Here is a 23,370-nt window from a genome sequence, read left to right on the forward strand (position 1 = left end):
GCTTTACATTTATCGTTCGGCAAAAATAAGCCTTTTGATTTCCCCCACCTTATACAAAAAATTCAATATATTCAATGTTTCCCAAATTACGGTATATGAAAATTGAAGAATTAAAGATTTTAAGAGGCCCCAATTATTGGAGTATCCGCCGAACCAAGCTCATTCAAATGAAATTAGATTTGGAAGAGATGGAGCAACGACCTACCAATACCATTGAAGGATTTGGCGATCGATTAGCGGCTTTATTCCCTAGTATGTACGCGCATCGCTGCAGTGTAGGCGAGCCTGGCGGCTTTTTTAAACGAGTGGCAGAAGGCACTTGGATGGGGCATGTAATTGAACATATAGCGCTGGAGTTGCAAACTTTAGCAGGCATGAATACCGGATTTGGAAGAACAAGAGGAACCGGTGAACCAGGAAAATATTTTGTAGTGATTAGTTATCTGGAAGAAGATGCCGGCATTTATGCTGCTAAAGCTGCGGTAAGAATTGCAGAAGCATTAACGGATGGTATAACTTATGATTTAACGAATGACATTCAACAATTAAGGGAAATTAGAGAAGACACTCGCCTAGGGCCTTCTACGGGTTGTATTGTTGAAGAAGCAGCCAAAAGAGGGATTCCGCATTTAAGATTGAACAAACATAGTTTGGTACAATTAGGTTATGGCGTGAATCAAAAAAGAATTCGTGCAACTATTGCTTCTACTACGGGTAATATTGCTGTGGATATTGCTTGCGATAAAGAGGAAACCAAAAATTTATTAGGCGCTGCTGAAATTCCAGTTCCAAGAGGAACTGTTGTTAGAACCATTGCAGGCTTAGAAGAAGCGGTTGAAAAATTTGGCTATCCATTAGTAATTAAACCAATTGATGGTAATCATGGAAAAGGAAATACGACCAATATCACTACTTGGGAGCAAGCCACGAAAGCATTTGAGAGTGCTAAGCAATATGGCCGTTCGGTTATTGTAGAAAAATTTATCACTGGATTTGATTTTAGGATTTTAGTAATCAATTACAAATTCATTTGTGCTGCACTTAGAACACCAGCTTCAGTTGTTGGGGATGGAGTGAATACCATTCAATGGCTAATAGACGAAACCAATAAAGATCCTCGTAGAGGCTATGGTCATGAAAAGGTATTGACTCAAATTACCGTAGACGATAGCACCATGAAAATGTTGGATGAAAAAGGATATACCCTTGAAACCATTCCGCCCGTTGGAGAACTAGTGCTTTTAAAAACCACCGCAAATTTATCTACTGGAGGAACATCAACTGATGTAACCGATGAAGTGCATCCAGAGAATATCGTCATGTGCGAACGCATTGCCAAAATCATTGGCTTAGATATTTGCGGCATTGATATTATGGCACAAGATTTACAAACACCCGTATCATCCAATGGGGGTGCAATTTTAGAAGTAAATGCTGCTCCTGGTTTTAGAATGCATATAGATCCTACAGAAGGATTAGGTAGAAATGTGGCAGAGCCAGTTATTGATATGCTCTTCCCCGACAGAAGTAATGGAAGAATTCCAATTATAGCCATTACGGGTACCAATGGTAAAACCACTACTACGCGATTAACGGCACATATATCTAAAACAGCTGGTAAAAAAGTGGGCTATACCACCAGCGATGGGGTTTACATACAAAATCAGTTGTTAATGAAGGGGGATTGTACCGGTCCTATTTCGGCACAGTTTGTTTTAAAGGACCCCACCGTAGATTTTGCTGTATTGGAATGTGCCAGAGGCGGTATTTTAAAGAATGGATTGGCATTTGAACATTGTGATGTAGGCATCGTAACCAATGTAGCCAGTGACCATATTGGCCTCGGCGGGATTAATAGTGTAGAACAAATGGCACGCGTAAAAGCAGTCGTTCCTGAAACCGTTTATCCGCATGGATATGCCGTATTAAATGCAGAAGACGACTTGGTGTATGCGATGAAAAAAGACCTGAAATGCAATGTGGCATTGTTTAGCATGGATGAAAACAATCCACGCATTCAAGAACATTGCAAAAAAGGTGGCTTGGCAACCGTTTATGAAAATGGTTATATCAGCATATTAAAAGGAACTTGGAAAATCAGGGTCTGTCATGTAAAAGATATCCCCCTAACTTTTGAAGGAAAAGCAGTCCACAATGTTGCCAACTGCTTATCGAGTGTTATGGCTACTTATTTATTTAAGAGCATTACCATTGAAGACATTAGAACGGGCTTACAAACCTTTATCTCGAGCAGTATAACGACCCCTGGTCGGTTGAATTTTTTCCATTTCAAGCATTTTACTTTCTTAGCTGATTTTGCGCATAATCCGCATGGCTTGAAATTATTATGCCAATTTGTAGAACAACTAGACTATCCTTATAAAGTGGGTGTCATCAGCGGAACAGGGGACAGAAGGGACGAAGACATCCGTGAATTGGGCAGCATATCCGCCTCGTATTTTGACGAAATCATTATCCGTTGCGATAAAAATCTGCGTGGTAGAACGGCAGAAGAAATCATTGCATTATTGCAGGAAGGGGTTAATTCAGTGAACCCCAATATTCCCCAAACTGTTATAGCAAATGAGAATTTGGCATTGGAGCATATATATGCCAATTACAAACCAGGCGCTTTGTATACCATCATGTGTGATGTGGTAGCAGGGGCTTTGGATAAGATTAAAGAATTGAAAGACAGGGAGTCCGCTAGCTAGTGATAGCAGTGTTTTCGAAAGAAAATGAGCATTTTTTAATTAAAAAATTTGGAACAATTGACTCCTAGTCCTATTTTTGCAGCCCATTCCAAAAGAATGGGTCGGATTGCCTGATAGTATAAGGGTAGTACAACTGATTTTGGTTCAGTATGTCTTGGTTCGAATCCAGGTCGGGCAACAAGAAACCCGCAGCGAAAGCTGCGGGTTTTGTTTTTTAAGCGAGCGACATGAGCTTGCTCAATGGAGCGAGTGAAAAAACAAAACGAGCGCCGCGTTTACGCGGTGCGTGGTTTCTTGGGTAATGCAAAGCGGGGTTGGATGGCCGAAGGCAATCCAAATCAACAAGCTAATCAATTTCCTCACATCTATTAATTCACTCAAAAGAAATCGTATATTTATAGAATGAGGGATAATAGAACACTTATTATAATAGTTTCTGCTGTATTGATGGTAGGATATTTTAGCTACTCATTTTATACGCTCAATACAGAAGATTTCAATTCATCATTCATTCCAAAGATTGCATTCGCTATCTGGTTTTTAATTATGGTCGTGGGATTAAGTAAGAAAAAAGCTAAGAGTTAATTCACATACACCTCATCCACAAAGACCCAACCCCTGTCTCCCTTTCCTGGATGCCATTTAGGCAAAACAGCAATAGGAACAGCAATCAATTTTATATACTTTAATCTAGTGGGAACAAAATTGATTTCATACCCCTTTAGGTATCCCTTCGAAACTGTTGTTGGTTGTGGCGGCGTTAGACGACCTAATAATTTTAACTGACTCAACTCATTACCACCCCAAACTTCAATTGATGTTGGTGGCATAATATAACTACCGATATCTATTAAAGTACTAAGGGTTACACTTTTAATGTTCACGAATGAGTTAAATAACAACAAAGATTCCATCCGATTTAGCTTATATCCCAACCATTTCCGACTTTTAAAATTGTTCACCTCTCCTTTAGCCAAGTCAATTAAAGTACTTGCACCATCTCCCCTATAATTATCATCTGCACGTAAAATATTCACTGCCGAATCGGGCTTAAATTTGGAACTGAAAAAATAGGTTTCTATCGTATTGCTGCTTATCCAACCTTTTTTAAAAGCTTTTGCCTTAACCGTAGTATTACCTGACAATATGATATCTCCTGAATATTCTTTAGCATTGATACTATCGGGCTCTGTTCCATCCAATGTGTATCGAATAGACGCCCCACTGATATAGTGTTTTAGTTTCAGCTTGATTGGAGTTGTTATTACTTGTTCCTCGTTTAACAATATAGGCGGGGTTAATTTTATAATGGAACTATCGTCTGTAAAACCCTTTTCAATGAATACATTTTTCCAACTCCGTTTTAAATCAATGATTTCATTGTCTGTAAGCTTCGTATTCCATACATATAACGCATGTAAGTTTTTCAATCCAGCTATGGTCATCAAATCTTCTTTACTCACTTTGGTTCCAGAGAGTGATAATTGTTTTAAGAATTTTAATTGATTAAGTTGGTCTAAGTTTTTACCCGAAATCTGAGTAAAAGATAGATTCAGCTTTTGCAGGTTAGCGAATTGAGCAATGATGCTTAATGCATCATCTTTAAGGGGCATTTTATTTAAATTCAAACTCACCACTTGGTTTTTAATCTCAAGCAATTCATTTAATTGATCTAAAGAAAAAGCAGCAGGGCTAAAAAAATCAACTTGCAAAGCAGGTGAAGATTTTGACAGTGGTGTAATTACCCTGTAGTCCGTATTTAATTTTTTTAGTGACGATGTAGAAGCGGGTTCAAAATCGAATTCATCAATTACTGATTTAGAAAATTTTTCTTGCCCAATTATCCTCAATTCATCATTTGCAGCTAGGTTGATTAGTTTGGTTTTAAAATTGGCTCCTTTTTTAATCCATGCTTCTAAAATTTGAATCTCTGTTTCAGTTAACTGAGGTTTACCAATGGGTGGCATATGTTTTTTATTTTCTAAAGGCAAATGAACCCTACTCATTAACAAGCCCAAATCTGGAGCAGCACTATCCCATAATTTACCATTCTTTCCTCCTTTGAGTAAAAGGGCTTCCGTATCCATTCTTAATTCTCCTTTCGATTTTTTATCATTGTGGCAACTATAGCATTTGGTTTGCAAAATGGGTTGTACCAAATGAGTATATATTTCAGCTTCAGACAATAACACCTCTTGTTGAGCTGAGACAGATTCAATGGGGGCCAATAAAAAATTAGGACCATGGGTAATTGTTCCACCCTGATGACCAGTAAATAGAATAATGCCTGTGCTTAAACCAGCGATTGAATAATGTAACCAAGGATTTTTTTGTACCCATTCATTGTTCCCATACCATATAGTGGTGATTATTGCAATAGCTATTCCTGACCATTTATGTAATTGTAATGCATTAACATCATACCCTTTCTCTTTAGATAAGAACAAACCCATCAATGCCGTAAGACTGGCAGTAAACGCGGTTAGCAACAACAACCAACGATCAATATGAACGACCCATTCATTCTCCATCATTTTCTTTACTACAACAAAATGCCAAAAAATGAATACTAAGACTAGTGTAATGGGGAAATGTAAAAACAATGGATGCATACGACCTATTACTTGCAACCATGCAGGGATTACTAGATTACTTTCAAAAATCAATAAGAAAACCAGCAGAATATTGATTCCAAAAACAAGGTTAAAAATATTTCGTTGAAGAGCCATCATACTAATACACTTTTATTTCGTCTATAAACATCCAAGCATGTGAACCTTTTGCTGGATGCCAATCGGGGATTTTCTTTTTAACCACAATATTTATCAAGAACTTATCTGTGATTACTTTATTCATTGCATTTACCATCTTAAAATTACAATTAGCCCCATTAACCTGAGCTTTCGATTCAATTGACTCTTTTCCAAAAAACTGATAAGTATTTAATTGTTGATTATACCATTGTATGGATATTTCTTCAGGAAGAAATATCCAAGCATTTTCATTCTGCAAAAAATTAAACAGCAGTTTCCCTACCCGTTCTGATTTCGATAATGACAATTGAATTTTTACTGTATCACAATTATATCCCAGCCATGTATTTGTGCCAATATCTACATTTCCTCCTTTCAAATCAAATAGCGCTAAAGGTCCCGCTGCTGCATATTTTGGATGTGGTTCAGTTTGGTGAATCATGGAAATTTTTTTCCCTTCTTTAATAAAAGTGGCAGTGGCGATATCAGATGCTATATAACCATTTCCAAAAACTTTTGCTTTAATGGTTGTTAAGTTATCTCGAACCAATATTGGCTTTTTGTAAGTTGGATCAGCAATAGCGGGTGCTTCTTGATTAAGCGTATAATGAATGGCAGTATTGGGATATGCAAATGCCAATTCTACCTGCGTCTTCTTCGAAAAGAAAATAGAATGATACTTAATGATTGGTGGGGTTAACTGTAAACTATCTTGCGCAAATAAGCCACAAGGAAATAATAAGATTACGCTACGGATCAATTTAACCATTAGAGTACAGGGATTAATTTGTAAGGATAAACATGCCCAGCATTCCACTGTGCTACATATACATTCTCTTCGTCATCAATACAAACATCGTGGGGATATTTAAAAGCTTTGACCGTTTGGTACATATCGGTTAAGACTTGTCCTTGGTAGGTTGGTGTACTTCCTGCAAGATTGGAGATTACTTTATTATCCTTATCTAAAATAGTTACAAATCCAGATTCTTGTCCTTGACGATGCTGACTCTGTAGTACAGCCGCATACAAATAATCTCCTTTAATTACAGGCCTACATACCCATGCCCCGGGCAATGCAATGGTATCAATGTATTGCCCATCTAAAGTGTATCGCTTAAAAGCATTCTCTTCTCTAGAAGTAACGATGAGTAATGGATTATTTTTATCCCTATCATCATAACAAATACCATGAGCATTTTTCAAATGTTTTGGCGCTGCACCTCTACCGCCCCAATGCCGAATATATTCCCCTTTTGCATTGTATTGTATGATATAATCTTTGCCATAACCATCTGCAATATAAATATCACCATTGGGCGAAATGCATGTTTCGGTAGGAATAAACTCCGTTTCATTCTGATAGATACCTACTTCTTTAGGATACCCTATCGTCAGTAATACCCTTCCGTCTATTGTTGTCTTAATTACTTGATGCCTGTTGTTATCAGCTATGAATAAACAGTCTTGTCCATTTTCATTAAAAAGCGTTAAGCCATGTGCACCAGGGTATTCACTCCCCCAAGTTGTTACCAACTTCCCTTTTTTATCATAAATAATGATATTATTCTTGGTTTCATTCGTTAATAAAATAATCCTTCCCAACTTATCCTGAACCATTTCATGACAATCTTTTACGGGGTATTGATTAAAATCGAGTTGCCCCCATTGGGTATCAAGTCGATAACGCTTTTGGTTATGCCCAAAAATAATGTCCGATTTTTTAGATGCCGACAATAGAGATGGATAGCCAGCAATGCCAGCGGTTAAAACAGCCGATTGTAAAAGAAAGGTTTTTCTATTCATACAATTATTTATGCAATGATGCCATCCACTACTTTACCAGCCACATCAGTTAAGCGATACCTTCTACCCAAATGCTTATAAGTCAATTCTTCATGATTTAATCCCATCAAGTGCAATACTGTGGCATGAAAATCATTCACATGGACTTTATCTTGAATGATATTATATCCAAATTCATCCGTTTCACCATAAACACCTGGCTTAACTCCCCCACCAGCCATCCAAATGGTAAAACACCTTGGGTGATGATCTCTACCGTAATTTTCTTTTGACAATGGCCCTTGACAATAATTGGTTCTTCCAAATTCACCTCCCCAAATCACCAATGTTTCATCAAGTAAACCTCGTTGTTTTAAATCAGTAATTAATGCAGCACTTGCTTGATCCACATCTTTACATTGACCTTTAATTTCACCAGGTAAATTATTATGCCCATCCCATCCTTGATGATATAATTGAACAAATCTTACCCCATTTTCTGATAACTTTCTTGCCAATAAACAATTGGCTGCATAAGTGCCAGGCACCAAACATTCGGGCCCATACAATTTTACAATACTTTCCGGCTCTTTACTCATATCCGTAATTTCGGGCACGGCCGTTTGCATCCGAAATGCCATTTCATATTGCTGAATCTTGGTATTGATTTCGGGGTCACCAAACTCTTTAAATGATTCAGCATTCAGTGCATTAATTTTATCGAGCATTTTTCTACGATCATCTTTGCTAATGCTTTCCGGATTATTTAAATATAAAACGGGATTATCACCACTGCTAAATTGAACCCCCTGATGAATCGAATCTAAAAATCCATTGGTCCACAATTTCGAATATACCCCTTGTCCATTACCACTCCCCTTTGAGAGCAACACACAAAATGCAGGTAAATTTTTATTTTCACTCCCTAATCCATAGCTCAACCAAGAACCCATACTAGGACGGTTACCCACTTGAGCACCAGTTTGAAAAAAAGTTAAAGCAGGATCGTGATTAATGGCTTCTGTGTACATAGATTTTACGATACACAAATCATCTGATACAGAAGCAATATGCGGCAACAATTCACTGAACCATGCTCCATTTTTACCATGTTGCTTAAAATTAAAAACCGTACCTGCTAAAGGGAATTTTTTTTGGTCTGCAGTCATCCCTGTTAAACGTTGACCCATACGTATTGATTCAGGCAAATCCTGACCAAACATCTCTTGTAATTTGGGCTTATAATCAAATAAGTCTAATTGAGAAGGTGCGCCATTTTGAAACAGATAAATGATTCGCTTTGCTTTGGGAGCAAAATGCGGAAGTCCTGCCATTAAAGCTTCTTCATCTGATTTTCCATTAAACAAATCGGGAATTAATAAAGAACCCAGTGCAACACTTCCAATACCTAAACTAAGTTTAGACAAGAACTTTCTTCGGTTAAAACTTAAACTATGTTCTAATAATTCTTTATTCATGTTTAGCTTTTTGTGATGCATTCTTCCATATTATAAATGGCATTAATCGTTTTCATTAATGCAGCAAAACTATTTTTATCTGAAATTGACTTGAATGCATATTCGCCCACTTTTATTGTGACAGAAGCATCTAATTTACCTTGCTTAAATAAATCAACTTGTTCTTTATAATAGGAAGAAAGAATTTCCAATTCCTTAGTTGTAGCATTTCTACAAATGATTGTTCTAAATGCTTTTTTATATTTTTCAGCAGTACTGCTATTTTCTGTCATTAAATGTTGAGCCAAAACCCTAGATGCTTCTAATACAAGCGGATCATTCATCATAATCAATGCTTGTAATGGAGTATTTGTTTTTGTTCTTTTTACTTCACACTGATCTCTGTTACTTGCATCAAATAAAGTCATACTCGGGGGCGGCAAGGTTAGTTTAATGAATGTATACATTCCTCTTCTATACAAATCCATTCCTTTGTCTTGTTGATAAGTTGATAATGCACCCCGACCTGAAGTGGCTCCTTCCCATAACCCTTTAGGCTGATAAGGTTTAACGCTGGGACCGCCGATTGTTTTGACCAATAATCCACTAGTACTTAAAACAATATCTCTAATTGATTCAGCAGATACTCTATTTCTAGGGCCTCTCGAGAGGTAAATATTATCGGGGTCTAACTTTTGTTTTTCCGCAGTTGTTTTAACAGACTGTCGATAGGTAGCAGATAAAACGATTTTCTTTACGAGATTCTTGATATTCCAACCATTTTCCATGAAATCAACGGCTAACCAATCCAATAATTCAGGGTGAGAAGGTAATTCTCCTTGCATACCAAAATCACCTGATGTTTTTACAATGCCCTTACCAAAAATTTCTTGCCAAAGTAAGTTTACAAAAACCCTTGCAGTCAACGGATTGTTCTTATCCGTTGTCCACTTAGCTAACCCCATTCTATTTCGTTCAAATTTTTTATCATCAAACTTCATTACTGCAGGAACAGCAGAAGCTACCAATGGAGTACCAGTAGGTTGATCATACACTCCTCTATTTAATAAATAGGTTTTCCGAAGAGTATCTTCGGCCATTACTGAAATAGTAATCTCCCCAGTATCTTTTTTATTGATAAAAGATAAAAACTGCTTGATTTCACCATCAGTCAATTTTAATATAGGATACTTTGCTGGCTTGGAAATACTCACATCCCCTTCGTAGCCTTTTTCTTTGGTGTTATTAAAAAATGCTAGAAATGAGTAATAATCTTTTTGAGAGAATGGATCGTATTTATGGTCATGACACTGAGCACATTCTAAAGTAATCGCCTGAATACCTTTTGTGAAAGTTTTTGTTTTGTCGAACAAATATTCCATTCGGTACTCTTCTGGAATTACCCCACCTTCTTCGGTGTACTTATGGTTGCGAAAAAAACCAGTTGCTAAAATTTGTTCTTTTGTAGCATTCGGCAACATATCTCCTGCAACTTGCCAAGTAATAAATTGATCATAAGGCATGTTCTTGTTGAACGCATGAATCACCCAATCACGCCATGGCCATTGTGTTCGAATATTGTCATCTTGATATCCATAACTATCCGCATATCGAGCAATGTCTAACCAAGGCAGGGCCATTTTCTCGCCATACTGCGGAGTACTGATTAACGCATCCACCATTTTTTCATACGCTTTATCCGATTGATCATTTAAGAATTGATCCATCAAAGTAATAGAAGGCGGGAGACCAGTAATATCTAAAGACAAACGTTTTAATAATCTTTCTTTATCAGCCTCTTCGTTCGGCTTTAGCCCCATTGGTTCTAAGGCAGCAGCAATAAAAAAATCAATTTCATTTTTTGCCCAATCAGAAGCCTTGATTTTAGGCAACTCCTTTTTTTGTGGAGGAATAAATGCCCAATGCTTTTCGTATACTGCACCTTGTTGAATCCATTTTTTTATGAGTGCAATTTCATTTTCAGAGAGGGCCCCTAAATGCGATTCAGGAGATGGCATCATGTAAGCGGTATCATTAGATATGATGCGCTTATACAATTCAGATTCTTCAGGCTTACCGGCTACAATCGCAAACGCACCCTTGGTTTCCGTAAGTGGAGCAAATGCGTGTTCAGCAATATCCAGCCTTAAATTAGCAGCTCGCTTATTTGCATCAGGACCGTGACAAGAAAAACATTTATCGGAGAGTATGGGGCGGATATGAAAATTATAGCTTACCAGTTCTGGCAAGTCAGCTTTACTCCCCCCCTCAAAACTAAAACATGAAATGAAGCCTGTTACAATAGCAATAAATAGCGCAATGACAATCGAGGTTTTTTTCATACTGGCCTAATCTGCTTTGAAATTATAAAAAAAAGGTCATTTAACAGCGATTGATTCCTGCTCAATCAATTATATTTAAAGCATGAAAATGACCGCCCTTATTGGTATCCTGATTGTATTCCAATCTTTACAGGCCCAAACAAGTATTATTGTTTTAGGAACCATTCAAGATGCGGGATCCCCACAAATTGGCTGTACCAAAGATTGTTGTAAAAACCTTTTTAATCAACCAGACCATTCAAGGCAAGTGGTTTCATTGGGATTATATAATTCCACTAAAAAAATCAGCTATTTATTTGAAGCCACTCCCGACATCAGCAAGCAATTGAGGATGTTAAAGGAATATAGTAAAACAGCTACAGACATACCCAACGGGGTATTTTTAACTCATGCACATATTGGTCATTATACCGGACTAATGTTCCTAGGAAAAGAAGCAATGAGTGCAAAACAATTGCCTGTTTATGCAATGCCCAAAATGAAGTCATTTCTAGAACAGAACGGACCATGGAGTCAATTGGTGAGTCAACAAAATATACAGATTCAAACATTATCTGATAATCAAGCTATCCGTTTAGGCGATAGTATTTCTGTTACCCCTTTACTAGTGCCACATCGCGATGAGTATTCAGAGACGGTTGGTTATATCATTAGTGGGCCAAGCAAAAAATTACTATTTATCCCTGATATTGATAAATGGGAAAAATGGTCTCAAAATATTAATCACCTCATTGAAAAAGTTGATTATGCGTTAATTGATGCAACTTTTTTTGACGCAGCCGAAATCAACAATCGCCCCATTAGTGAAATTCCGCATCCATTTGTGGTAGAGAGTATGGATCGTTTTAAATCGATGCCATTAAAGGACAAACAGAAAATTCATTTCATTCATTTCAATCATACCAATCCACTAATCAATAACAAAAGTATAGCAACAGAAAAAGTCATTAAAGCTGGATTTAACATCGCCCAGCGGGGACAACGTTTTGTTTTGTAATTCCCATTTTCATAAATCGTTTTCCCGATTGCTACTTGTGAGACCATATTAAAATGGATTCTTTGCATAAAATATATATTATGCAAAGCTTATTAAAAGATCAAACAGCAGAGAAACACAGAATTGCAGAGAGAAAGCCCTTTAATATGCGAATGTTTAAAGGAGAATTGAATCGATCTCAGCTGATATCCAAGAATTAGAGACCGCTGGTGCATTAAGAAACGGTGAGCTAACTGCTACAACCACTTACAAAAATTATTTGAATGGATTAACTGCATCAGAACAATTGCCTCATATTTATTTACATTATTTGGCCATTGCATACGGTGGACAAATAATGAAAACTAAAGTCCCTTCAAAAGGTTTGTTTTATGATTTCCACAACTTTGAAGCGTGTATATTATCTATCAGACAAATACAACAAGACAGTTGGGTGAATGAGGTCAACAAAGGCTATGATGCCATCATTAACATATTTGATGCACTTGAAGCAACCATATTGAAAACAACAAAAATCATTGAACATGCTTAACTGGTTACAAGATATCGGTATCATTGGATTTTGGTTTTTCTTCATCAAAGGCATGATTTGGTTGCTTGTTTTTGCACTTTTATATGCAGGCTTAATTAATAAAACAACTTTTGAAAAGATCAAATCAAAATTGAGGTTTTACAAAAAGTCAAAAGCCTAAATCACACAATACACATTGCATGAATTGAAGTCGTTTAAAAGATTGCTTGCCCAGCTCACAACAAGTAATAATAATTTCTTATATTACTAGGGTTATTCCTATTTTTTAACGTTTTCAATTCATGTTATGCAACTTGTTATTTCTAATCTTTCAAAAAGATATCCGAATGGCGTACAAGCACTTAATAATGTAAGTTTTACCATTAAAGAGGGCATGTTCGGTCTTTTAGGTCCTAATGGTGCAGGTAAATCCTCCTTAATGAGGACTATTTCAACGCTACAAGAAGCGGATAGTGGCAGTATCTTTTTAGATGAGTTAGATGTATTGAAAGAAAAAGAAACCGTTCGAAAAATCTTGGGCTATCTCCCCCAAGATTTTGGTGTTTATCCGAAGATTAGTTCGGAACAAATGTTAGATCATATTGCCTGTTTAAAGGGTATTAGCAATGCAAAAGAAAGAAAAGAAACAGTAGACAATTTATTGAATAGGGTTAACCTTTACACAGATCGAAAAAAGAATCTAGGCACTTATTCTGGTGGAATGAAACAACGTTTTGGTATTGCTCAAGCCTTATTAGGCAATCCAAAATTGATCATAGTGGATGAGCCTACAGCAGGTTTAGATCCCGCAGAAAGAAATCGATTTTATAATTTATTGAGTGAGATTGGTAATAATACGATTGTGATTCTATCGACACATATTGTGGAAGATGTTAGAACACTCTGCAATGACTTTGCCATCATTTGTAAAGGTGAGTTGTTAAGACATGATCAACCTGATGATGCAGTGAATGAATTAGAAGGAAAGATATATACCAGGTCCGCAGATAAGGCCACAGTTCAACAATTAAAAGAACAGTATCAAGTTATTAGTGTACAAATGAAAAGCGGTAGTTTAAGTGTCCGCATATTCAGCGAAACGGATCCTGGAAACGGTTTCAGGTCTGTACCCCCTGCTTTGGAAGATGTTTACTTTCATCAGATAGCATCTAAAATGGATATGGCAACAATATAAACTAACTCAAAAACTTTTCATATGTTTTGGCAAATTTTCAAATTTGAGTTGGTCTATCGCTCTAAAAGACCAGCTTCTTATATTTATTTTTTCATCTTCTTTTTGCTAGGATTTATTTCCATAGCAACTGGCTCTTCCCCCGCATCAGAAAAAGTATTCCATAATGCCCCTTGGACAATTGCGGATGGAACCATCACTTTTAGTTTACTCATGATGTTGGTATGCTCTGCTATAATGGGTGTTCCCTTGTATAGAGATGTTGAACACCAAACCAGACAATACTTTTTCAGTTACCCCATTACAAAAGGCGGTTATTTTTGGGGGAGATTTCTGGGTTCATTTTTTTATGTACTAGTTGTTGGTACTGCGTTTAACTGGGGCTGTTATTTGGGAGCCTACTTAGGACCTATAATGGGACAAGTACCCGCCGAAAGAATTGGAGATTATGGTCTCTGGAATTATTTAGAACCCGCATTTTTATACGGATTCAGTAATTTGTTAATCTCTTCTTCGATATTTTTTGCACTTGTTGCAGTTACCAGGAATGTAAAAGTGGTATACAGTGCAAGTATATTATTATTAATTGGCTATTTCTTATCCAACTTTTTAGTTCGTGATTTAGAAAAAAGAGAACTGGTAAAATTACTCGATCCTTTTCTTATCAATACATTTCAATTAGAAACAAGATATCTTACCCCATTTGAGAAAAACAATTTGAGTTTGCCATTTACCAAAGTATTTGTGTTTAACAGATTAATTTGGATGGGCATTTCAATATTGATTACAGCTATTGCATATTGGCGATTTAGCTTTTCTGCATTTCTAAATGCAGATACAACAAAAGAAACGAAGAAAAAGGAATCAACAGAAAAAGCACCAATTAGTCAACCCTTAAAAAGAGTTACACAAGATTTTTCTCAAGGATATATGCGGAGAGTTTGGTGGAGACTTACTAAAATTGAGTTTTTAAACATCATTCGGGATAATTATTTCAAAGCAATTTTACTTGGGGGATTAATTTTTTTAATTCTTGATTTCTGGATTGGCAATTTGTTGTACAGTGTCCCTGATAGACCTTTGACCATTTTTTTAATGGATTATAAAAGCTATGATTACAATTTATTCATTTTTATCATTTTACTATTTTACTCAGGCGAAACCATTCATCGAGAAAAAACAACTCGCTATAATATCATCAATGATGCCATGCCAGTATCGAATGTGGTTTTCTTGTTTTCCAAGTTTTGTAGCATGGTTGGTATCGCCATTATCTTAGTTACTATTCCAATGGTGCTTGGTGTAATCATTCAGTTATTGAAAGGACATACCGATTTTAATTTTTCAGTATATTTTATAGAATTGTATGTTTTGACTTTGCCAGGATTTATACAAATGATTCTATTGTCATTTGCAGTGCATCTATTAGTGAATAATAAGTTTGGGGGGCATGGTGTTTCTATGATTATCTGGGTTTGCTTATTCTTATTAAGATCATTTGGCGAAATGGATTATAACTTATTCTTTTATTTCTATACACCGAATTATCGCTGGAGTGATATGAATGGAATTGGGCATTTTCTTGAACCGCAGTTATGGTTTAATTTCTACTGGATTAGTCTGGGTTGTCTATTAACAGTAATAGCATTCTTGTTTTACCAGAGAGGAATTGCAGGTGGATTTAAAGAAAGATGGAGGGTTGCATCCAGCAGATTTAATGGCACCCCAAGAAATCTGATTGTCCTATTCTTTTTATGCTGGATAGGAACTGGATCATACATCTATTATAATGTAAGCTATTTGAATAACTATACCAGTAATTCAAAATCAGAAAGCAATTTAGCTTTGTATGAAACGACCCTAAAGAAATACGAAAAAAAGTTACAGCCAAAAGTAACACAGGTATTGATGCATGCAGATATTTTTCCTGAAGAAAGAAAAGTAACAATTTATGCTAAGCTTTCGCTTAAAAACAAACATGCTGCTGCCATAGATTCTTTGCATTTACAAGCAGATGAGAATGTTCAATACAGAATTCTGTATAATGGAAAACCTTTGAAATATCAGTCGCCATTGCTATTTAAGTATAGTGCTTTTAACTTCTTAAAGAAAGGAAAAGATACTGCAAATTATAGAGTGTATGGCCTTCCAAGACCCATGCTTCCTGGTGACACTGCATTACTTGAAGTATACTCTGTAATTGAAAACAAAGGATTCCCTAATAGTGGATTATCGAGAGAGATTCTTCAAAACGGTACATTTTATTCAGGAGGTATTCCCTCTTTCGGCTATGACCCTAATAGAGAGTTGAACAGTGACGAAGACAGAAAGAAATATAAATTAGCTAAAAAAGAAGATGAGTTCCCAGACCAAAATGATCCAGAAGGAAAAGCTACTATGTTGTTTAATGATGATGCAGACTTAATCCACTTTGAAGCTACTGTGAGTACATCCAAAGATCAAATAGCTATTGCACCTGGTTACTTGCAAAAAACTTGGGAGAAGAATGGTAGAAAATATTTTCAATATGTTCAAGACACCCCTATCGATTACTTCTTCAGTATTTTATCCGCCAAATATGATGTATTAAAAGATTCAGTGACTATATCAAATGGCGAAAAGATAAATATTGAAATCTTTCACGACCCCAAACACAAATTCAATTTAGACAGATTCAAAGCAGCTTATAAAGATGGCTTAGAATATTTCTCTAAGAGTTATGGTGATTTTCAATTTAGACAAATGCGTTTAATGGAATTCCCGCGATATGCAGGATTTGCCCAAAGCTTTCCAAATACAGTGCCCTTCGCAGAGAGTTTTGGATGGGTTGCGGATTTTAGTGATCCCAATTCTTTTGATTATGTTTACTATGTAACGGCTCATGAATTGGCCCATCAATGGTGGGGACATCAAGTTGTTCCAAATAAAACTAGAGGTTCAAATTTAATTTCTGAGGCATTAGCAGAATATACCGCATTGATCTTGACCGAGCGTAAGTATGGGAAAGACAATATGAAAAGATTCCTAAAGGATGAATTAGATGGTTACTTAACTGGACGAGCGAATGAATCAAAAAAGGAAAACACTTTCATCAACTGCAATCGATCTTATCAATGGTATCAAAAAGGCAGCTTAATATTATATGGTTTACAAGATTTAATTGGTGTAGATCAATTAAATAAAGCCCTGCATGAATTCAGAGATAGCTTTGCCTTAAAAGAAAATCCACCTTTTGCTGGCAGTACAGACTTATATGCGTTTATAGATAAACACACACCTGATTCTGTAAAATACTACCTAGTAGATACTTGGAAGAAAATTACTTTATATGACAATAAAGCCATCAGCGCGAAATCAGTTAGCGCTGGCAAAGATTTATATGATGTAACCATTCAGATAAATACCAATAAGTATTATGCAGATAGTGCCGGAAAAGAAACGCTTACAAAAATGAATGACTATATAGACATTGGTGTATTTGCTGCTGAATCAACAGACAAAAATGGAAGAAAAAAAGTGAACCCCATATTCTTGCAGAAATATAAGTTAACACCGGGTCAAAAAACTATCAAAATAAGAGTGAAAGGGAAACCTGTAAAAGCAGGTATTGACCCTTATAATAAACTCATTGATAGAATACCGGATGACAACACAGTGGATATTGAATAAGCAAATTCATACGAATCACATCAATCAAAAAGCCCCAAAATTTGGGGCTTTTTTTATCGTTCTAATTTAAATCCGATTTCTTTGGCAGGTGGCTTGGGTGAGTTAGCTACTTTCCAACCCAATCGATACATCCAATCAGTCATTTTTTTCAACTTAGTATAATCAATACGTTCCGCATTATCTAAAGGAGTATGATAATCTGGATGCAATAATGTAGTAAACATCAAAGAAGGAATACCCAATCTTGCATAAGGCAAATGATCGCTCCTATAATACCATCCTTCAGGATGTGAAGACTTGTCCCATAAAGTATCCAATTTAAATTGTGGACCTTCTAGATTAGCCTGATATAACATCTCAACTAGTTCTGAAGAATTTTTGTGCGGAGATTGTGTACCCAAAACAGCAGCACTATCTGGATGATTTCTTCCAATCATATCAGCATTGAGCACCGTAATAATGCTATTTATCGGAACAGTTGGATGACCTGCATACCATTTTGAACCAAGTAAACCTCGCTCCTCAGCACCATGGATTACAAATAATACTGACCTTTTAGAAGGATTTTTCTTAAAAGCCCTTGCCATCGCAAACATCGCAACATCAATACTAGCATTGTCATCAGCTCCATAATAGATACTATCTCCATTCACTGGATTTCTAATACCATGGGCATCCGTATGCCCACTATATAAAAGATATTCTTTTGAAAGAGTTGGATCAGTACCATCGATTTTTCCAATAATATTCACAGATGGATAATCATACTGTTCTATTATGATATGGGCATTTAAAAAAGCATCCCCCTTTTGTAATATGTTTTTAGCAGCAGATCTGACCCAAATTACAGGAACTGTATTCTTAATGCTCATTGCAGGACCGCCATCAACTTCATACGCACCTTGCTTAAAATTAGCAACCGCATCTTCCCAAGTTTTTTCCCCTACTTCATCAGCAACAAAAATAATAGCCATTGCTCCTTTTGCAATTAAGGGACTGCCATATCTTGCTTGAACAGACCTTGCATAACGCCATGAAGGCAAAGAAACAGCAGGATTATACATGGATGGATCTGCTTCCATGGCAATGACTTTCCCTTTCACTTGATCAGCACTTAAACCTGCTACTTCCGACTTATTTACAAATAAAATAGGCGCATTAATATTACAGTTTGCCATTTGAGCAACAGCCATTTCCGACCACCATGTTAAGGATTGATTATTAATCTTTACAAAGCTTTGTTGATTAACACGATTGCGCCAAATATTGAAATACTGAAAATAAGTACCGTCATCACCAGCAGGTTTCAAACCGATTTCCCTGTATTTCTCCCCAATCCACATGGCAGCTTTTATTTCATCAATCGTACCTCCAGACCGCCCTTTAAAATGAGCATCTGCTAATGCGTATAAATCTTTTTTTAAATCAGCTTCTTTAATGGAAGCCAATGCAGGGGGATTTGAGTATACTTTTATTGACTGTGCATTCAACAAATAACAAGCCGGCATGAGTTGAATTAGAAAAAATAATTTTCTCATATGCTAAAATGTTTATAAGAAAAAATGGCTGAAATTTACTTCAGAAGAATGCTAGACAAGCAATACTTCAAGCTCTCTTTCCAAGGCTTTAACTCAACTCCAAAAACAGTGGCTATGTCTTGAACGTCCATAACTGAATATGAAGGTCGTTTGGCTGGAGTTGGAAACGCTGATGAAGGAATCGGCAAAATATTGGTTGAAAGCCCTGCTTCCTCTTTGATAGCTTGAGCAAATTGAAACCAAGTAATCGCCCCTGTATTACTGTAATGAAAAATACCAGCAACATGATTTCCTTCTGAATGATGCTGAACAATTTGCATGATTGCTGCTGCTAAGTCAGCAGCATAAGTTGGGCAGCCTTCTTGATCGTTCACTACTTTGATTTCAGGACGTTCATTCATCAATCGCAACATGGTTTTTACAAAATTATTTCCATGCGCACTGTAGACCCAAGAAGTACGAATGATGATTGCAGCAGGATTATTGGTAATTGCCAATTGCTCTCCAATTGCTTTAGTAGCTCCATAATAATTAACAGGATCAGTAGGGGTGTCTACTTTATAAGGGGCAACCCCCTTACCATTAAAAACATAATCAGTAGAAATCGTAATAAGTTTGCAATTAAATTCTTCGCAACAAGCAGCAATTTCACCAACAACAGTTGCATTGATTGCCATTGCTGTATCTTGATCTGATTCAGCCTTATCTACCGCTGTATAAGCAGCACAATTAATAAAATATTGTGGCTTTATCGTTTCAAAAAAAGGGTAAACACTACCAATATTGGATAAATCCAATTGAGTACGATCCGTAAAAAAAAATTGGTAACGATCTTCAAAAGCAGAAGCCAATTGTTGCAGTTCCCATCCTAGTTGTCCATTCTTTCCAGTAACTACAATAATTGGCCTCATATTAATATTTCTAAAGTTATTTACCTGTATAAAATTCTTTGGGTTGTTTAGACCACTCTTCTTTGGGCAAAGATTTAAAATATTCGTAGGTCTTCGCCAAACCTTCTGCACGCTCTACCTTAGGCTCCCATCCTAAAATAGATTTTGCTTTGGAGATATCTGGTTTTCTTTGTTTAGGATCATCTACAGGTAATTCTTTGTAAATTATTTTAACAGAAGATCCAGTTAGTTTCAACACTTCTTCAGCAAAATCCTTTAAGGTAATTTCATGAGGATTACCAATATTCACTGGCATGGTATAATCACTCATTAACAAACGATAGATCCCTTCGATTAAATCGTCTACATAACAGAATGAACGGGTTTGACTACCATCACCAAATACAGTTAAGTCTTCTCCACGCAATGCTTGCCCAATAAATGCAGGTAATGCACGACCATCATTCAGTCGCATTCTAGGACCATAGGTATTGAATATACGAACGATCCGTGTTTCAACTCCGTGGAATGTATAGTATGCTCGAGTGATGGATTCCATGAAACGCTTGGCTTCATCGTACACCCCTCTTGGACCTACCGGATTTACATTACCCCAATACTCTTCTGTTTGAGGATGCACCATCGGATCTCCATACACTTCACTGGTAGAAGCAACCAACATTCTAGCTCCTTTTGCTTTTGCTAATCCCAAACAATTATGTGTTCCCAATGCACCTACTTTTAAGGTTTGAATCGGAATCTTTAAATAATCAATAGGGCTTGCAGGAGAAGCAAAATGTAGGATATAATCAATAGGACCAGGTACATGAATAAACTTGGAAACATCGTGGTGATAGAATTCAAAGTCTTCCAACTTAAAGAGGTGATCAATGTTGCGGAGGTCACCTGTAATTAGGTTATCCATTCCTACTACCTTGAACCCTTCTTTAATAAAACGATCACATAAATGTGAACCCAAGAATCCAGCAGCGCCAGTTATTAAAACACGTTTTTGAGACATAATTGTTGATTTAGTGACGACCAATACTTTCGTAATGATAGCCCATGTCGGTAATATATTTTACTTCAAATAAGTTTCTTCCATCAAATATTGCTTTGCCCTTCAATAAGCTATCAATTACTTCAAAATCGGGGGTTCTGAACTCACTCCACTCTGTTGCAATAATCAACGCATCTGCATTTTTTAGTGCACCATATTGACTATCGGCATATTTAATTTTATCCCCAATGCTGTTCTTTACATTTGGCATAGCTTCTGGATCATAAGCGGTAACTGTTGCACCTGCTGCAGTTAATGCATCAATCAAATACAAAGCTGGTGCTTCTCTGATATCATCTGTATTGGGCTTGAATGCCAATCCCCAAAGGGCAAAGTGTTTATCTTTTAAATCTCCATTAAAGTATTTTTCAATTTTTGGAATCAAGTGTAACTTCTGTGCTTCATTTACCTCTTCTACGGCTTTCAAAATTTTAAAATCGTAATTCACTTCTTCAGAAGACATGATTAACGCCTGCACATCTTTAGGAAAGCAGCTTCCACCGTATCCTATTCCCGGAAATAAGAAACGTTTACCAATTCGGTCGTCAGACCCAATTCCCCTTCTAACCATATCAACATCTGCACCTACTTTTTCGCAGAGTTGAGCAATTTCATTCATAAAAGATATTTTGGTAGCCAAGAAAGAATTGGCTGCATATTTGGTTAACTCAGCAGATTTTTCATCCATAAAAATCACTGGATTACCTTGACGAACAAAAGGAGCGTATAAATCAGACATTAATTTTTTAGCTCTCTCCGATTGAGTACCAACTACTACACGATCAGGTTTCATGAAATCATCTACGGCTACCCCTTCTCTTAAAAACTCTGGGTTACTCACCACATCAAATTCGCCTTTGTAGTTTTCAGCAACTGCTGCATGTACTTTCTCTGCAGTTCCTACAGGTACAGTACTTTTATCAACCAACACTTTATAATCGGTCATGATTTTACCAAGGTCTTTTGCAACCCCTAAAACATAACGTAAATCCGCAGCGCCACCTTCTCCAGGAGGAGTCGGTAAGGCTAAGAACACAATTTCCGCATCTTTAACACCCTCAGCTAAATTGGTGGTGAAAGTTAAACGGCCTTCTCTTAAATTTCGTAAAAATATTTTTTCTAAGCCTGGCTCGTAAATGGTGATTTCTCCATTAGACAACTTTTCTACTTTTTTCTGATCAATATCGATACAAGTAACTTTATTCCCGGTTTCTGAAAAACAGGTACCCGTTACTAGTCCAACATAACCTGTTCCAACTACTGCAATTTTCATAAATATTTATTTATTAATAAAGTTTAAAACATGAGTGACTATGTAATTTAACTGTTCTTCATTCATTTCAGTATGAATTGGAAGAGAAATTACGGAATTTGTTAACTCATCGGTCACAGAAAGTAAAATTTCTTTTAAACCAAATGAAGCAAACATATCTTGTTTATGCCCAGGTACTGGGTAATAAATCATTGAGGGGATTTTATGCTCTGCTAAATAAGCAACCAAGCCCTCTCGGTCTACCCCTTTTAATTGTAAAGTATATTGATGGTAAACATGGGTACTATAATCAGCAACATGCGGAGTAATAATGCAAGGATGATTGGAAAATGCTTTATTGTAAAAGGCTGCAACAGCTTGCCTTGCAGCATTATATTCATCTAATTTTTTGAGCTTGATATTTAACACAGCTGCTTGTATAGAATCTAATCTTGAATTACAGCCTACCACTTCATGGTAATAGCGTTTTTGTTGACCATGATTTGCTATCATTTTCATTTGGTGTGCTAATGCATCATCATTGGTAAAAATTGCACCACCATCTCCATAAGCACCTAAATTTTTTGACGGATAAAAACTGGTTGCTCCAATGGTTCCAATAGTACCAGTCTTCTTTTTGGTACCATCTGAAAAAGTATAATCACAACCTATCGCTTGCGCATTATCTTCAATTACATATAATCCATGCTCATTTGCAATAGCCATAATTTCTTCCATTGGTGCCGCATGTCCATATAAATGCACGGGCACTATTGCTTTTGTTTTAGGTGTAATGGCTTTACGTACAGATTCCGGATCAATACAAAAAGTATGAGGATCTACTTCTACAAAAACAGGAGTTAACTTCAGCAATGCCACTACTTCAGTGGTAGCGATATAGGTAAAAGAAGGAGTAATAACTTCATCCCCAGGCTGTAATCCCAACGCCATCATAGCAATTTGCAATGCATCGGTGCCGTTTGCACAAGGAATGGTATGCTTTACTTGCAAATATTCTCCTAATGATTGGGTAAATTGTTGAACTGCTTTTCCGTTAATATAAGCTGCTGTATCTAAGACTTCGTGAATGGCAGCATCCACTTCTGGTTTTATAGCAAGGTATTGTGAATGGGTGTCCACCATTTGAATGGGCCGCATAGTATAAATTTATATGCAAAATTACTACAAAATCAACAACAAAGATTTGAGT

General features: G+C 36.5%; 15 protein-coding genes and 1 tRNA gene. 6 read left to right on the top strand and 10 right to left on the bottom strand.

Annotated elements, in window-relative coordinates:
• The first annotated feature begins 95 nt into the window (after positions 1 to 95).
• Entirely contained in the window at positions 96 to 2,714 is a 2,619-nt protein-coding gene (gene cphA / locus ACTIEI_RS09120) for a cyanophycin synthetase (RefSeq protein ID WP_439505979.1), read from the top strand.
• A gap of 107 nt (positions 2,715 to 2,821) precedes the next feature.
• Positions 2,822 to 2,892: transfer RNA gene (locus ACTIEI_RS09125), tRNA-Gln, on the top strand.
• Between the two features lie 403 nt (positions 2,893 to 3,295).
• Here the strand turns inward: ACTIEI_RS09125 and ACTIEI_RS09130 are convergent.
• From ACTIEI_RS09130 to ACTIEI_RS09150, 5 genes are read right to left on the bottom strand one after another with little or no spacing between them, the layout of a single operon-like run.
• Positions 3,296 to 5,446, bottom strand: coding sequence for a chitobiase/beta-hexosaminidase C-terminal domain-containing protein (locus ACTIEI_RS09130; protein WP_439505980.1), 2,151 nt, complete (start codon positions 5,444 to 5,446; stop codon positions 3,296 to 3,298).
• A gap of 1 nt (position 5,447) precedes the next feature.
• Positions 5,448 to 6,236, bottom strand: a complete 789-nt coding sequence (locus ACTIEI_RS09135) for an FN3 associated domain-containing protein (RefSeq protein WP_439505981.1) — start codon at positions 6,234 to 6,236, stop codon at positions 5,448 to 5,450.
• The gene (locus tag ACTIEI_RS09140; RefSeq protein WP_439505982.1) at positions 6,236 to 7,273 is read right to left on the bottom strand and encodes a 6-bladed beta-propeller; all 1,038 of its coding nucleotides are present in this window, start codon (positions 7,271 to 7,273) and stop codon (positions 6,236 to 6,238) included. The genes ACTIEI_RS09135 and ACTIEI_RS09140 overlap by 1 nt, the downstream gene beginning before the upstream one ends.
• A gap of 8 nt (positions 7,274 to 7,281) precedes the next feature.
• Positions 7,282 to 8,730, bottom strand: coding sequence for a DUF1501 domain-containing protein (locus tag ACTIEI_RS09145; RefSeq protein ID WP_439505983.1), 1,449 nt, complete (start codon positions 8,728 to 8,730; stop codon positions 7,282 to 7,284).
• Positions 8,731 to 8,732: 2 nt separating this feature from the next.
• Complete coding sequence (locus ACTIEI_RS09150; RefSeq protein WP_439505984.1) at positions 8,733 to 11,051, bottom strand: PSD1 and planctomycete cytochrome C domain-containing protein; 2,319 nt, start codon at positions 11,049 to 11,051, stop codon at positions 8,733 to 8,735.
• 82 nt (positions 11,052 to 11,133) lie between these two features.
• On the opposite strand from ACTIEI_RS09150, the gene ACTIEI_RS09155 reads away from it, so the two are divergent.
• From ACTIEI_RS09155 to ACTIEI_RS09170, 4 genes are all read left to right on the top strand, one after another.
• Positions 11,134 to 12,048 carry an MBL fold metallo-hydrolase gene (locus ACTIEI_RS09155; RefSeq protein WP_439505985.1) on the top strand — a complete coding sequence of 305 codons (915 nt, stop codon included), beginning with the start codon at positions 11,134 to 11,136 and terminating at the stop codon, positions 12,046 to 12,048.
• A 259-nt stretch (positions 12,049 to 12,307) separates the two neighbouring features.
• On the top strand, positions 12,308 to 12,580 hold the full coding sequence (locus ACTIEI_RS09160) for a hypothetical protein (protein ID WP_439505986.1): 273 nt from the start codon (positions 12,308 to 12,310) through the stop codon (positions 12,578 to 12,580).
• Positions 12,581 to 12,866: 286 nt separating this feature from the next.
• The gene (locus tag ACTIEI_RS09165; protein WP_439505987.1) at positions 12,867 to 13,754 is read left to right on the top strand and encodes an ABC transporter ATP-binding protein; all 888 of its coding nucleotides are present in this window, start codon (positions 12,867 to 12,869) and stop codon (positions 13,752 to 13,754) included.
• 21 nt (positions 13,755 to 13,775) lie between these two features.
• A complete protein-coding gene (locus tag ACTIEI_RS09170) occupies positions 13,776 to 17,420 on the top strand; it encodes a M1 family aminopeptidase (RefSeq protein ID WP_439505988.1) in 3,645 nt (1,214 codons plus the stop codon).
• 53 nt (positions 17,421 to 17,473) lie between these two features.
• Here ACTIEI_RS09170 and ACTIEI_RS09175 read toward each other — a convergent pair whose 3' ends face one another.
• Genes ACTIEI_RS09175 through ACTIEI_RS09195 form a run of 5 tightly spaced genes read right to left on the bottom strand, consistent with a single transcriptional unit; the run spans position 17,474 to position 23,318 of the window.
• Positions 17,474 to 18,958, bottom strand: a complete 1,485-nt coding sequence (locus ACTIEI_RS09175; protein ID WP_439505989.1) for a M28 family peptidase — start codon at positions 18,956 to 18,958, stop codon at positions 17,474 to 17,476.
• A gap of 35 nt (positions 18,959 to 18,993) precedes the next feature.
• A complete protein-coding gene (gene rfbD / locus ACTIEI_RS09180; RefSeq protein WP_439505990.1) occupies positions 18,994 to 19,869 on the bottom strand; it encodes a dTDP-4-dehydrorhamnose reductase in 876 nt (291 codons plus the stop codon).
• A gap of 16 nt (positions 19,870 to 19,885) precedes the next feature.
• Positions 19,886 to 20,869, bottom strand: coding sequence for a UDP-glucuronic acid decarboxylase family protein (locus ACTIEI_RS09185; protein ID WP_295186152.1), 984 nt, complete (start codon positions 20,867 to 20,869; stop codon positions 19,886 to 19,888).
• A 10-nt stretch (positions 20,870 to 20,879) separates the two neighbouring features.
• Complete coding sequence (locus tag ACTIEI_RS09190) at positions 20,880 to 22,181, bottom strand: UDP-glucose dehydrogenase family protein (RefSeq protein WP_439505991.1); 1,302 nt, start codon at positions 22,179 to 22,181, stop codon at positions 20,880 to 20,882.
• A 6-nt stretch (positions 22,182 to 22,187) separates the two neighbouring features.
• Entirely contained in the window at positions 22,188 to 23,318 is a 1,131-nt protein-coding gene (locus ACTIEI_RS09195) for a DegT/DnrJ/EryC1/StrS family aminotransferase (RefSeq protein ID WP_439505992.1), read from the bottom strand.
• Positions 23,319 to 23,370 lie beyond the last annotated feature (52 nt).

It is taken from the genome of Sediminibacterium sp., from assembly GCF_051860225.1.
Lineage (GTDB): Bacteria > Bacteroidota > Bacteroidia > Chitinophagales > Chitinophagaceae > Sediminibacterium.

Excerpts from the sequence above, each read along its gene's own strand:
- ACTIEI_RS09165 (WP_439505987.1), top strand. The coding sequence starts at position 12,867 with ATGCAACTTGTTATTTCTAATCTTTCAAAAAGATATCCGAATGGCGTA.
- ACTIEI_RS09130 (WP_439505980.1), bottom strand. The coding sequence starts at position 5,446 with ATGATGGCTCTTCAACGAAATATTTTTAACCTTGTTTTTGGAATCAAT.
- ACTIEI_RS09190 (WP_439505991.1), bottom strand. The coding sequence starts at position 22,181 with ATGAAAATTGCAGTAGTTGGAACAGGTTATGTTGGACTAGTAACGGGT.
- cphA (WP_439505979.1), top strand. The coding sequence starts at position 96 with ATGAAAATTGAAGAATTAAAGATTTTAAGAGGCCCCAATTATTGGAGT.
- ACTIEI_RS09170 (WP_439505988.1), top strand. The coding sequence starts at position 13,776 with ATGTTTTGGCAAATTTTCAAATTTGAGTTGGTCTATCGCTCTAAAAGA.
- rfbD (WP_439505990.1), bottom strand. The coding sequence starts at position 19,869 with ATGAGGCCAATTATTGTAGTTACTGGAAAGAATGGACAACTAGGATGG.
- ACTIEI_RS09135 (WP_439505981.1), bottom strand. The coding sequence starts at position 6,236 with ATGGTTAAATTGATCCGTAGCGTAATCTTATTATTTCCTTGTGGCTTA.
- ACTIEI_RS09195 (WP_439505992.1), bottom strand. The coding sequence starts at position 23,318 with ATGCGGCCCATTCAAATGGTGGACACCCATTCACAATACCTTGCTATA.
- ACTIEI_RS09140 (WP_439505982.1), bottom strand. The coding sequence starts at position 7,273 with ATGAATAGAAAAACCTTTCTTTTACAATCGGCTGTTTTAACCGCTGGC.
- ACTIEI_RS09185 (WP_295186152.1), bottom strand. The coding sequence starts at position 20,869 with ATGTCTCAAAAACGTGTTTTAATAACTGGCGCTGCTGGATTCTTGGGT.
- ACTIEI_RS09150 (WP_439505984.1), bottom strand. The coding sequence starts at position 11,051 with ATGAAAAAAACCTCGATTGTCATTGCGCTATTTATTGCTATTGTAACA.
- ACTIEI_RS09145 (WP_439505983.1), bottom strand. The coding sequence starts at position 8,730 with ATGAATAAAGAATTATTAGAACATAGTTTAAGTTTTAACCGAAGAAAG.
- ACTIEI_RS09175 (WP_439505989.1), bottom strand. The coding sequence starts at position 18,958 with ATGAGAAAATTATTTTTTCTAATTCAACTCATGCCGGCTTGTTATTTG.
- ACTIEI_RS09155 (WP_439505985.1), top strand. The coding sequence starts at position 11,134 with ATGAAAATGACCGCCCTTATTGGTATCCTGATTGTATTCCAATCTTTA.